An 11760-nucleotide genomic window follows, 5' to 3' on the forward strand; every position below is an offset into this window, starting at 1 on the left:
CTAATAAATACGGTTCAAAAACCGAGAGCCCAGAAGTCCATTAAGCCCTGACAGCCACTCAAAGGAGGATATTAATCGTTTATCATAACAAACAACAAGCGAATCACTCAAAAGGGGGGGAAGTCAGAAATAGCAGAGCTCCCCAGGTGACAGGAGAAAAAAGAAAAGGACATCCATATAAATCCATATAAAATATAAACTAATAAATACGGTTCAAAAACCGAGAGCCCAGAAGTCCATTAAGCCCTGACAGCCACTCAAAAGAGGATATTAATCGTTTATCATAACAAACAACAAGCGAATCACTCAAAAGGGGGGGGGGAAGTCAGAAATAGCAGAGCTCCCCAGATGACAGGAGAAGCAAATAACAACGGGAAAATTAGGCAATCAAATTATGCAACGAAATAAACGACTACAGGTAAACAATCCCTTTACCCATTGCTGCCCCATTTCCCGAGCAAAAGTTTTCATGGCTTCCAGCCTGCCCAATGCCCGATAGAAGCGATTATTCCATCTCATGGTTTTGAGCCATTCATTTGAATCAATTTCCAATCGGGTCAGAATGGGCGGGATATCTGAAGGGATTGAACCTTTCTTATCAGATCGGACTGCACGGCCACTCCAGTCAAGCAGCTCAAGATAATCGTGAAGAATATAAGGTAATGCCTTATCCGGATTTTGCCCCCGTGATCGAAAAGGCATGAGGGTGATTGGCTGCTTTCGGGTATCAGAACCTTCCAAATTTTCTATTCGTTCTTGTATCGACGTGTAGTCTGATCCTTCTGGAGTTTCCGCCATTTCAGCACGGAGCGGATTCAGGTCAACATAGGCCATGCAGGTCAACAACGCTGCCTCATCCAACAACGCCTGACTTTTAAACCGCCCTTCCCAGAAGCGACCTTTACAGCCATCTTCCTGGTTAGCCTCACGGGCAAGATATTCGTTCAGGCAACGCATGAACCAGCTGATGTTCGTTAAACGATTTCGATACTCTTCAACAAATTCGTCCACGCGAGCCAGTTCCGAATGACTCAGCTGGTTAGCAGCAAGATACCTCTGAACCAGAAGCGGCCCTGTGAAAAGCCTTGTCCATCGACTCAAAATTTCGTCTCTTGTCCACTCTCTGGCAGGTTTTTGATTAATATGCAAAACCACATGATAGTGATTCGACATGACAGCATAGGCGCAGACTTCTATAGAAAAGATTGAAACCAGTTCTCTGAGTTTATCTACAATCCACTGCCGACGGTGCTCGTAGTTTTTGCCTGTTAAATAATCCTCTCCACACAAATACGCTCTGCGTACGCATCGAGCTATGCAGTGATAATAAGGCGTGGAACCTGGGTCGATCAAAGAACTTCGTGCACGGGTCATAACCTCTCCTGCAGGAACTAAAACTCAGCAACGGAAAAGATAGACGAACTGATTTTTTTGTCAAATATAAGGGTGTCCTATTATTTTTTTCCTATTATTTCTTTCTATTATTTCTTTATTTCACTTTTGCTATTATTTTTGCTTCCTATTATTTTTGCTGGCTGCATACCGCTGGCAGGGAGAGTCCATCCTGAACAACAGCCACTTTGTTTGGGTTGATCGGGATCAGTAGCAGAAATTATTGTGATTACAATAAGTCAGAAGCCGGTAACACCAGGCTTTCAATAGAGACGGTTACAGCGGCGATGGGTAGAGGCGGTCTTCAATGATATCTCCGGTAGAGGCATTTACGACCAATCTTTTCTTATAGCGGCTTTCGTCCAGATAATAAATTTCCCGGACTGGCTGTTTTTTCCAGCGAGCCAGACGGGTTTTCAGGATCACCATGCTCTTGTGAGTATCCCTGGCCTTTGTTATGACCTGATTCAGGGACAGCAGTTTACCCTGAGGTTTCATTGTGTAGTTGTATTCGTCAATGATCATGCCAGTATAGGCATCAAGCGTCGTATACCAGCGCTTGTGTTTCTTGTCTATAAAGTCAACGATTTGAACCAGCTGGCCATTTTGCATGTCGGTCCTTGTTTTCAGTATGGCTACAACAGAATGTTTACTTTTGACTTTGGCTATGATTTTTTCCAGCGGCATGGGCGACTGTAATTGAGCAACTTCAATGATCCTGCCTGATCGGGCATCAACCACTGCACGCTGGTTTCTGTTCATACTGTCAGTGAAGTCTATGACCCTGACCTTACGTTTGTCTTCTTCAGTCATACGTACACTCTGAATGATGACCTCACCGTACTTCTTTCGAATCTGAATGATGATCTGTTCCAATGGCCACAGGTGGTTAGCTTCCACAGGTGTTGGCGATTCGGCCTTGCCGTCAGTCACTAATAATAACGACATGATCAGTGACAGGATCAAGGCTCGAGAGAAACAGGACAGGAATTGTCTGTACATAACACAGTACCTGCGTTTTATATTGCAGATGCGAAGCCGCAGAAGAGGTCTTATGCAAACTGGAACATAAAACCGAATTATGAATTTACATCTTTCCGACAGGCTTCCGGCTGAATGGTTTTGTTTTCAGTCAAACTCATTGAAGCCATATACTAGCTGTTAATGTAGATTTGAATGGTTGGAATGCAAGCCTGAGTCTTCTCCAATATTAACTGACCATCGCCCGATAAAGGCTGTCCAAAACTCTAACAACTCGTCCCTTCGCTCCGCGTGAGAGCGCATAAGGGCCGGGAACCGGACTTTGATAACAAAGACAGCTTATGGGAGTCCGTGTTTTGCGACAGCCTTGACAGGGCGAGCAGAGTCAATCTTGATAAGCTTTGCGGACTTCTTCGGCAATAACATGGATACCACGCTCTACCGTTTCATTATCGCGTGAGTAAGTCATCCTCAGACATTCATGCTTGTGTTGCCAGTCATCATCCATGCCCGGGAAGAAATAGTGGCCGGAGACGACCAGAACGTTACGTTTTTTCAGTCGCTCGTAAAGTTCCTGACTGCTGATGGGCAGTCCTTCAAACCAGAGCCACAGGAACATGGCACCTTCCGGTTTGTGTATTTTCCAGTTCACGCCATTGAGATACTTATGTAATAGAGAAACGGCAAATCTGACCTTGTCTTCATAGTAAGGACGAATCACATTTTTACTAAGATCTATGATGCTGTCATCACGGATCATATCCAGCACAATCAGGCTACCAAAGCTGTTGGGAGCCAGATTCATGATGGCGTTAATACCAGACAATGCTTTGATAACCTGTTCGTTGGCAATGACGATGCCGGTTCTGGCAGCGGGCAGCCCAAGCTTGGAAAGGCTAAGACAGAGAATGGTGTTCTCATTCCATTCCGGGTTGGCATTACTGAAGATCAGATTCGGGAACGGGGTGCCGTAGGCGCCGTCAATGATCAGAGGAATGTTATGGGCTCTGGCTATTTCGTCCAGCCGGCTGACTTCCGAGTCGGTCAGGACATTGCCGGTTGGGTTGGTCGGGCGGGAAGCGCAGAGTGCACCGGTCCGTTCATCGACTTTCAGGCTGCTGAAATCAACATGGTATTTGAACATGTATTTATCAATGATCCTGATTTCAGGCTTGTTAGCGATGAAGAAATTTTCACTCAGACCTGCATCACCGTAGCCAATATATTCAGGCGCCAGTGGTAACTGAATACAACGATGACTGCCATCATCATAATCACCAGCAAACATATTGAAGAGCATGAAAAATGCCGCCTGACTGCCGTTGCTCAGAGCAATGTTTTCCGGCCCCAGCTGCCAGCCAAACTGACGGTTCAGAAAGCGAGCCGTCTCATGAATAAATTCTTTTTCTCCCTGGGGGGGGTCATAGGTCCCGATCAGACGGGTGAACTCAGATTGACTATCCAGAATTTTCCGAAGTCGCTGACGAAAAGCCTCTTCCACTTCAGGAATATGGGCCGGATTGCCTCCACCCATCATGATCATATCCTGGCCGCCGGCCAGTGCATTTCCCAGGTCATCCATAAGTTGGAGAATGCCCGAATGACTGGTAAATTTCGTGCCAAATGTGGAAAGCTTCATGCTTGTCTCAGGTCAACATAAAATCGAAAGGCTTTTGCTCATTCGCAGTAAAGCCCGGAAAGGGTTATCCTGCTGAAGGCTGTATTGAGTGAAGATTGCCGTCAGGGTGCAAGACTGTCGCAAAAGTGCTTCGCTTTGCCCGCTACTTGTGCGCTAGTCCCGGTGCTTGCGGACACTCGAGTCGTTTGAATCGCAGCGCTCTTATACCAGGAAATAACTGGGCAGTTTAACTGAGATTGTGCTTTTGTGCATAAGATATTTTATGCAGCCCCGCCGCCGCCCTGCTCATCGTTTGCAGCGGGGCGGGGTTCCGGCGAACTCTTTGCAAGCTACTCGGGTATAGGATCTTCTGCAATAGCATTCATTTTGATAAGAGGCTCCCTTTGGAGAGAACGTTTACTTTTGTACCTCATGTAGCTGATTACAATGCCCGCACCAACAAGGGCAACTACGCCAGTGGTTATCAGAACGGTTTGCCAGTCGTGCATACCTGACGAGTCGAGTCTTTTCCTGTCGTCCGAAAACTCAAGACCTGCCGGAGTTGAATTGTTGTTGGTTGGCTGTATTTGTGTCACGAGGCTTTGTGAATGGGTGGGCAGGCTGCTGGCTGGTGATGAATCTGGATGTTCTCTGGTGCTGTTACCCCTGGTATTTATATGTTCGGAAATTTTATCCTTGCTACTGTTGCTGCGTTTATCGGTAGACTTTAGTGGGGTTGGCGAAGCCGGCGGTGATGTGCCATTGAAATTTTTGTGTGAACTTGCCGTTATCGACTCTAAATCAGATTTACTTCTGAGGGATAAGCCAGAGGTCACTGGTTTCTCTGCCCGGGAGCTCAGATCGGGTGTTGTGACAGAATGCGTTGCAGACTCTCTGAAACTGCTCTCATAGCTTGTTTCTGTTGGCTTTTCTGAAAAGCGACGGCTGTCTGAAGAGGGTGTTCCAGGAAAGTGATTCCTGCGCTTGTCGGAGTCTGACAGCTCAGACGGGGGGAGTCCTGTTGTTGGAATGACAAACCCTCCCGGGCAGGAAGTCGTCCCGTCAGAAAATACAAAGCCACCGATGATGGTAGTATGTTCAAGCTGGTGGCAGGGATCATTACCTAAGGTATTAAACTGGTTGTTTCTGTCGCCTGAGAGTGTGACAGGCAGTGTCAGATCGCTCCGACGTTCTATGGACACCCGCTTGCCAAGAAGCTGGTTTGATTTCAACACCAGTTTTTGATAACCGGTCAAAGACAGTGCTGCCTGATAACCCTGGATAAGATTGCCCGTCATATCCACAGTCAACGGGGCTTGCCATTCTACGCTGCTCTGGTTCGGGCCATCAATGCTGATGCCTCTTGTATCCCCGTCATCCACTTCTGTTGTCACAAACTCATTGTTGGCAATGCTGACTTTAACGTGTTCGGGAAGAGCCAGGCTCATAGCCTTTGGCGCATTCCCCAGGATGTAATTATCCTTGAATTCCAGAGCCTGAATAAATTCAGGTTTGGGTGTGGCATCCCGGTAGGTAAGGTCAATATCCACAGCCGTTTCAACGGGATTTCCCTTGTCGTAGCAGGAATAGACCTTATTGTTCGAAAAGCTAATCAGGGTTCTGTTCCTGAAAAGTGCTGAATAGACGTTTTCCGATTCATCGGCAAGAGAAAGGCTGATAGCCGGGTTGAGGATCTGAAAGAACTCATTCCTGAAAATATTGGCCATGTAGCCATTGTCCGGGACTTCCACGGACTTCAGGTTCAACTCTCCTTTCAGCATCTCAGCTTGCGCTTCGTGGCTGGGAGCAGTGACGATCTTCGAACTAGTTCCGCAGAATTTGCCACCATCATCCTTAAAGCCCTCTAGTGCAGGTAACGTGGTCAAACCCGTAATCAGGATGCCGGCACCGTCAAAGTGAATCAGCTCAACTAAAGGACTTATTTTAGGATCTATTTTGCTGCTTTTGTGGGAGCGATAGTAATATCCATCGCATGTATGTTCGAACTTAACTTTTCTCTTCAGGGCAGCAAAATAGTCGTCTGCCAATGAACCATCACGGCTGTCCAGCGGCACCCCGATGAGCATCTGCCCTGCTTTTAAATTGATGGTTTTTCTGACCTGAAAGTGTTCAAGCCAGTTACCGGGCAGGACCGAAGGCAGATCGTCGTGTTTACCGGCAATGACCGGCCGTTTCGAAGCGCAGTCTTCACCAGCGGAAACAGCTTCTGACTTCATGCCGACACCCACCAGAATAAACGCGGTGTTGGTGGTCTCTTCCCATGGTTTGTCACTATTGAACTCATCAATGTCTTCGTCGAGATAGCTGCTTCTGGTCGGGGTATTGATAACACATCGGTCAATGGATTGTCTGGTCCTGGCAGAGACTTGCCTGAGTGCTTTTACAGTTGCCTGTTTCATGGCTTCTGAGGTGAGCAGGTCGAGGTTCACGACTCTCCCTGAGCACAACTCGGAAAGTTCCAGTCTGCCTGTTGCGACAGTGGTTTGAGGTTGGCTGGCACTGTAAGTGGGGCTCGCGGTTGTTGCAGTGGTGGGGAAAGCTGGGGAAGATTCAGCCAATAAGGCCGTTATAAAAATAATAATGCAGAGAGACAGTAAGTATTTCATGGCGTCCTCATTACACAATAAGTGTCGTAAAACAAAAACGGTTAGTACAGACAATCATTCATGCCGAAAAATGGCTGCTCAATATCAAGCAGGTACTGTTGTTTTTGTTAGATAATGTTTTTATTTGCTAAGGGAGTATAGACGGTGTTATCCATTGGTAGGTTTTTTTGAGAATTGATCGAAATACTGGCGCAAAAACATTTTCTTCAGGGGTGAGTGATTTACAGCGAAACCTCGCCTGTATCCTGCCTCATGATTTGACTGGAGGCAGGGTATTCCGGTGACCTGTTTGCATTGCTCAGAACTTGGATTTTGGTCCTGATAGTGCCATTTCAGAACCAAATCTCGCCAAGTAATAGTTTCTTATTTTGTACTTAAGGTATCCGCCAATAACACCCAGGGTCGCAATCGAAACTCCGCCAATGACCATTGCTGTGAGTGGCCAGGCGTTGGAGTCTTCCGGGTTGTTACTTTCTGTATAAGCAGAGAACTGAAAATAAGTGCTCTCTGTTGCATCGCTGAATGCTGCCTGTATTTCAGTCACGGCGCTGAGTAAAGCGGGGGTTGATTTACTGCTGGATGATGGATCAGGATACAACCCCCGCTTTTGATGACCTGCCAGAGACAATGCAGCCTGATAACCTTTTATAAGTTTTCCGGTTACATTAAGGGTTAATGAGGCTTGCCAGTTCTTGCTGCTCTGGTCCGGGCCATTGATACTGATACCTTTTGTATCCTTGTCACTGACTTTTGTCGTCACAAAAAGATTGTTGATAATGCTGGCTTTAACCTGTTCCGGAAGCACAAGGTTTATGGCTTGCGCTGCATTTCCCAGGATGTGATTGTCATTAAATTCCAGAGCCTGAATGACCCCGGACTCTGGTGAGGCATTCTGATAGGCAATGTTAATATTCACGGCCGTTTCAACCTGCCCCGGGTAGCAGGAATAGACCTGATTGTTCGAAAAATCAATCAGGGTTCTGTTGTTAAATAACCTTGAATCTACGTCTCGGGATTCATCCGCCAGAGAAATGCTAACGGCGGGCTGAAGGATTTGAAAGAGCTCATTCCCGAAAATATTGACTATGTCGCCTTCATCCGGAACTTCCGGCGATTTCAGGTCCAGCTCTCCTTTCAGTATTTCAGTGTGCATTTCGTGGCCTGGAGCGGCTCTAAGTGTATTAAGCCAATCCCGATCGCAAAGAGTTTTTGTTTGGAGGTCAGCCTGATAAGTACCAGTGAATGATGGTAACGTGGTTAAACCAGTAATCAGGATGTTTGTACCACTAAAATGAATCATCTCCCCTTTGTAAAAAAGACTTCTGAGGTTGTATAAGTGTTTGGAGCAGTTATTTGCCGGGTCAATTTTTCTCTTTAGACCTGCAAAATAACCCTTTGCAAATGCACCGTTGCTGCTGTCCAGTGGCACCCCGATCAGCATCTGTCCCGGTTTTAAATAAATGGTTTTTCTGAGCTGAAACTGTTCAAGCCAGTCCCTGGGTAAAACCGAAGGCTGCCCCTTCTGTTTTCCGGCAATGACCGGTTTCGTCGAAGCGCAGTCCTCTGCTGCTCTGACAGGTTCTGATTTTATGCCGACACCTACCAGCAGGAAAGCGGTATTGGCGGTGTCTTCTCTTGATTTGTTGGTATTGAATCCATTGATGCTTTCATCAAGATAGTTTCCCTTGGTCGGGGTCTCGATAACACAACGGTCGATGGGCTGTGTAGACCTGGCCAGGACCTGTTCCAGAGCCTTTACCGTTGCCCTTTTCATGGCCACAGTGCTGAGCAGTTCCTGATTCTCGATATTTCCTGAGCAGAGCTCGTAAAGCCTAAGTTCACTTGTTGCGGCAGTGGTTTGACTTGTTGGTATTGTCGGCAAAGCCGGACAAGATTCAGCAGACAGGACCGTTATAAGAGCGAGAATGCCAAGAGACAGTAAAAGCTTCATCGTTTCCTCGTTAGACAACATTGCTCGTAGAGTAAAAGCGTTTTCTACAGACAATCATTCATGCCCTGTCAGGACTACTGGTTTAATCTCAACCAGGTAATATCGTTTTTACTGGACAGCGCTTTTTATTCAACAGAGGAGTATAGGTAGCAGGCAGAAATAAGGCTGATAAAAATCATTATTTTGCAAAAGGTTTTATTGGCCGACTGAAACTGACTGTCCTATTAAAACCATTCACCTTTTTGATGGCACGAAGAGTCTTGAAGATATTGATATTTCTGCCGCTGGTTTTTCTGGTCTGGTGGGGCCCTGCTCAAGCTTCAGGGGAAGGACAGCCGGGAGTGGCTTTTTGTCATGAAGCCTTGTTGCTGATTTTTCTGACTCCCTTGTTTAGCGCCCATATTCCTGTTTATAACGGCCTGATGCCAAATACGATCCGGGCGATAGGCGGCAGCTCTCAGGATAGGGTTTTTGAGGCGGCCAGTAATCTGAACTCTTTTTATGGTGCCTTGAACGGAATTCTGCAGTTCGGCGCCGATGTGAGCCGGTGCAGTGATAAGAGCTCAACTGATGAGAATAGCGGGGGGGGTAACAGAAAAGGCACAGGTACGAAAGAGGCGTCGTCTGAGCCAGATAGGCTTGTTGCGACCGGGGGGGAGGATCACAAGGAGGATAATAGCGATGGACGAAGCTCGGGACCTGGAGATAAAAAGATTTCTCATCTGTGCTGGTATTGCCAGAAAAAGGCGATTCGCTGGAAATACTCCTGTTGTGGCAAATGTCTTTGTGAAGACTGCTATCGGTTCTTTGGAGCCTCACCTGCCAGGTGTCCATGCTGTGGCAAGAGCAGAAGGCCCAGGGTTCACTGTAATCTTTGCCCTCCTGAGCATAGAACTATTGTACTTGATCAGGGGGGGGGCAGGGCTCATTTTTTTTCGGAGCATTTGCAACAGTGGTCCAGAGGAAGAGTCCATGCAATGTGTCGGCATTGTAGCGAGAACCTGGAATTAAATCTTCCCCGGCAACAGCTCATGAATGCTTTGCTGCAACACTGTTTTACCGCCTGTATTTTTCCCCGATGTGAGAGTGTTTTAACAGCAGAAACAGACAACACTGCTCATTTTGAGTCCTCACATCAGGGGCAGGCGGAATGTCCGGTATCAGGCTGCACTCTTAATCAGTTCGGGCGCATTCACCAGCCTTCCGCTTTCCACATGAATAGCCATTTGCAATACAGCTGTTGTTTTTGTGCTGTAACTTTCAACAACCAGCAAGTCCTGCAAGCTCATCTGCCCCGTCATATCGAGTCATACCGTTGTGGTTCATGCCAGGGTGATGAGGGGGCTGAGTCCCTGCTTCGAGTGCTTCTGATGGGAGGTCATCTGCAACAGTTCGACAATGCGGATTATACGGTTGATCTGCCACTGATGTCAGAAATGGCAGTGGTTAATCACTGGGCGTTTTTCCATTGTCAGATCAGTTGTCCGATATGCTCTCGGGCACTGCAGGGTTGTGATAGTGTGGTCGTCCAGGAGCATATTGATAATACCTGTTCAAGAGTTGAGCGTCTCTCCGGGTCAGATCAGAATCGGGGAGGCTTAAATACTGATTACGAGTTTGAGGATGGGGATAGTCCAGAGTAATATTCAGTCACTGTTGTCTATTTCACCATTCCAATAAACTGGAGCACAGCTCCATTGGGGTGATGGATATATTGAAGCCCGGTAAATCCCTGTGTCTGAAAAGTATTCTTCAGACGATTCAACATTGGGTAGCGCATCTTGGCCAGTAACTTGCCGGAAAGTTTGTCGAAGAAGAGGATGTCCAGCCCCCGTATACCCTGCTGAACAGACACTTTGAAAGCTGGGAATTCATTGATTTCCATGGGCTGATCTCTGGAAGTAGGACTCAGCATCAGTGGCAGCGTGACAGCGTACCCCCTGGTGCCCGGATCTTTTTGAAAATAAAAGTTCAGGGCCGCTTCCTGGGCGCTGGCCTGGGTCATTGGCGAAATAAGCAGGACGCAGAGGCTGGCCAGTACCAGAGTGATCCTTTTCATCAGTGTTCCTTTCGTCAGAGTCTCTGCAAATATGTCTCGACTGTAAGGTTTAAAACTTGACATCCTCTCCAATTTGAACAGTCGGCATGATGCTAAGGAATCATTACGCCGGGTATCACTAGGAACAGCGCTGAATTGATGATAGAAAGTACAATACTCATGATCAGTGCCCAGCCAAAATTTTTCACATGAAAACTGTCCATAAAGTAATTAACGATCATCAACATAAAGGCATTGAGTATCAGGATAAATAAACCCAGAGTCAGGATGGTGATGGGCAGGGTCAGGAAAAACAGAATCGGTTTGACAAAGGTATTCACCACAGCCAGCAGGATAGATACTAATATCGCACTTCCGTAGTTTTCAATCTCTACGCCTTTAAGGATTCTGGCGGTGATAAAAACAGCCAGACCATTGATCAGGAAGTATAAAATCAGGCTCAGCATGGCAAATGTTCTCCAGATGGCATCAATGGCTTGTGCACTTTACACCATCCTGAAGTCAAAGACAGAAAAACAGGTGGTAAGTACCTAACCAGTTGGTTTCGCATATTCTGGACGGCGGCTTTTTCCATCCTTCTGCGTTCCAACTCTGGTTGCGTAGCTATGGCTACGCGCCCGTCGTTGCGCCTTGAAGGATGAAAAAATCCACTCGCCAGAATATGCGAAACCAACTGGCCAGGTACTTAGTCCTGAATTTATCGTTCCCACGCTGAAGGAGGGTGTCGCAAAACTCCAACAGCTCGTTCCCATGCTCTTAGGTCGTCATTCCCGCGAAGGCGGGAATCCAGCGCCAACAGTGGATCTCTGCCTTCTCGGGGATGACAAGGCCAGGGGCACCGGGCAGTATGGTTCTGGTGGTGAGTCAGTGTGGATTCCCGCCTTCGCGGGAATGACGAGAATGAAGCCGGGAATGACGAGAATGAAGCCGGGAATGACGGGAGTCAAATCGTTCCCACGCTGGAGAGAGTTTTGCGACACCCTCTGAAGATGTGAACCAGAGTTTTGCGACACCCTCTTTAGCGAAATGCTTTGGTTCAGTATTGAATAGTACTAAAGTACTGTTCAAATCGACATGTCTATGTAGAATACCCTGGTCTTGTGCGCATTTGACCTTCTGTTGAAGGCCAAAC

9 protein-coding genes are annotated in these 11760 nt (G+C 47.1%); 1 reads left to right on the top strand and 8 read right to left on the bottom strand.

What is annotated here, in order from left to right; genetic code table 11:
- Positions 1–387: 387 nt before the first annotated feature.
- From ACO6VG_RS15475 to ACO6VG_RS15495, 5 genes are all read right to left on the bottom strand, one after another.
- Positions 388–1374: a transposase gene (locus ACO6VG_RS15475; RefSeq protein ID WP_422474623.1), complete on the bottom strand. Its 987-nt coding sequence runs from the start codon at positions 1372–1374 to the stop codon at positions 388–390.
- Positions 1375–1668: 294 nt separating this feature from the next.
- Positions 1669–2394: a PepSY domain-containing protein gene (locus ACO6VG_RS15480; protein ID WP_422474625.1), complete on the bottom strand. Its 726-nt coding sequence runs from the start codon at positions 2392–2394 to the stop codon at positions 1669–1671.
- Between the two features lie 364 nt (positions 2395–2758).
- Complete coding sequence (locus tag ACO6VG_RS15485) at positions 2759–4012, bottom strand: valine--pyruvate transaminase (protein ID WP_422133121.1); 1254 nt, start codon at positions 4010–4012, stop codon at positions 2759–2761.
- Between the two features lie 329 nt (positions 4013–4341).
- The gene (locus ACO6VG_RS15490) at positions 4342–6618 is read right to left on the bottom strand and encodes a hypothetical protein (protein WP_422474627.1); all 2277 of its coding nucleotides are present in this window, start codon (positions 6616–6618) and stop codon (positions 4342–4344) included.
- 298 nt (positions 6619–6916) lie between these two features.
- Positions 6917–8569 carry a hypothetical protein gene (locus tag ACO6VG_RS15495; RefSeq protein WP_422411837.1) on the bottom strand — a complete coding sequence of 551 codons (1653 nt, stop codon included), beginning with the start codon at positions 8567–8569 and terminating at the stop codon, positions 6917–6919.
- Between the two features lie 269 nt (positions 8570–8838).
- On the opposite strand from ACO6VG_RS15495, the gene ACO6VG_RS15500 reads away from it, so the two are divergent.
- Positions 8839–10212 carry a hypothetical protein gene (locus ACO6VG_RS15500; RefSeq protein ID WP_422411839.1) on the top strand — a complete coding sequence of 458 codons (1374 nt, stop codon included), beginning with the start codon at positions 8839–8841 and terminating at the stop codon, positions 10210–10212.
- A 17-nt stretch (positions 10213–10229) separates the two neighbouring features.
- Here the strand turns inward: ACO6VG_RS15500 and ACO6VG_RS15505 are convergent, their stop codons facing one another.
- The 3 genes from ACO6VG_RS15505 to ACO6VG_RS15515 all read right to left on the bottom strand — a co-directional run bounded on the left by ACO6VG_RS15505 (position 10230) and on the right by ACO6VG_RS15515 (position 11575).
- Complete coding sequence (locus ACO6VG_RS15505) at positions 10230–10628, bottom strand: hypothetical protein (RefSeq protein WP_422133125.1); 399 nt, start codon at positions 10626–10628, stop codon at positions 10230–10232.
- A 92-nt stretch (positions 10629–10720) separates the two neighbouring features.
- Positions 10721–11074 (bottom strand): phage holin family protein, encoded by a 354-nt coding sequence (locus ACO6VG_RS15510; protein ID WP_422137552.1) that lies wholly within the window; start codon positions 11072–11074, stop codon positions 10721–10723.
- Positions 11075–11392: 318 nt separating this feature from the next.
- Positions 11393–11575 carry a hypothetical protein gene (locus ACO6VG_RS15515; RefSeq protein ID WP_422474629.1) on the bottom strand — a complete coding sequence of 61 codons (183 nt, stop codon included), beginning with the start codon at positions 11573–11575 and terminating at the stop codon, positions 11393–11395.
- Between the last annotated feature and the right edge of the window lie 185 nt (positions 11576–11760).

The sequence above is a fragment of the Endozoicomonas sp. ALB032 genome (assembly GCF_049310125.1).
GTDB lineage: Bacteria > Pseudomonadota > Gammaproteobacteria > Pseudomonadales > Endozoicomonadaceae > Endozoicomonas_A.

Bases quoted from the DNA above. Each gene is read 5' to 3' on its own strand.
- ACO6VG_RS15510 (WP_422137552.1), bottom strand. From the start codon at position 11,074: ATGCTGAGCCTGATTTTATACTTCCTGATCAATGGTCTGGCTGTTTTT.
- ACO6VG_RS15480 (WP_422474625.1), bottom strand. From the start codon at position 2,394: ATGTACAGACAATTCCTGTCCTGTTTCTCTCGAGCCTTGATCCTGTCA.
- ACO6VG_RS15495 (WP_422411837.1), bottom strand. From the start codon at position 8,569: ATGAAGCTTTTACTGTCTCTTGGCATTCTCGCTCTTATAACGGTCCTG.
- ACO6VG_RS15485 (WP_422133121.1), bottom strand. From the start codon at position 4,012: ATGAAGCTTTCCACATTTGGCACGAAATTTACCAGTCATTCGGGCATT.
- ACO6VG_RS15490 (WP_422474627.1), bottom strand. From the start codon at position 6,618: ATGAAATACTTACTGTCTCTCTGCATTATTATTTTTATAACGGCCTTA.
- ACO6VG_RS15475 (WP_422474623.1), bottom strand. From the start codon at position 1,374: ATGACCCGTGCACGAAGTTCTTTGATCGACCCAGGTTCCACGCCTTAT.
- ACO6VG_RS15505 (WP_422133125.1), bottom strand. From the start codon at position 10,628: ATGAAAAGGATCACTCTGGTACTGGCCAGCCTCTGCGTCCTGCTTATT.